The following is a 422-nucleotide window of genomic DNA, read 5'->3' as shown; positions in this document are numbered from 1 at the left end:
GGACGCCGCGCTGTTCACCATCTTCTCGCTGAACGGCGAGCGCTGCACCGCCGGCAGTCGCATCTTCGTCCAGGAAAGCGTCTACCCGCAGTTCGTCGCCGAGTTCGCCGCGCGCGCCAGGCGCCTGATCGTCGGCGATCCGCAGGACCCGAAGACCCAGGTCGGCTCGATGATCACCCAGGCCCACTACGACAAGGTCACCGGCTACATCCGCATCGGCCTCGAGGAAGGCGCCACCCTGGTGGCCGGCGGCCTGGAGCGTCCGGCCGGCCTGCCGGCGCACCTGAGCAAGGGGCAGTTCATCCAGCCCACGGTGTTCGCCGACGTGGACAACCGCATGCGCATCGCCCAGGAGGAGATCTTCGGCCCGGTGGTCTGCCTGATCCCGTTCAAGGACGAAGCCGAGGCGCTGCGCCTGGCCA

1 protein-coding gene is annotated in these 422 nt (G+C 69.0%); it reads left to right on the top strand.

Going from position 1 to position 422, the window contains the following annotated elements:
• On the top strand, positions 1 to 422 hold a 422-nt coding region (locus tag FLO80_RS23985; protein ID WP_149187157.1), incomplete at both ends, for an aldehyde dehydrogenase family protein.

Origin of the sequence: Aquicoccus porphyridii, assembly GCF_008369105.1 — a bacterium.
GTDB classification, from domain to species: Bacteria; Pseudomonadota; Alphaproteobacteria; order Rhodobacterales; family Rhodobacteraceae; genus Aquicoccus; species Aquicoccus porphyridii.
This window is presented reverse-complemented; position numbering and strand designations above follow the sequence as displayed.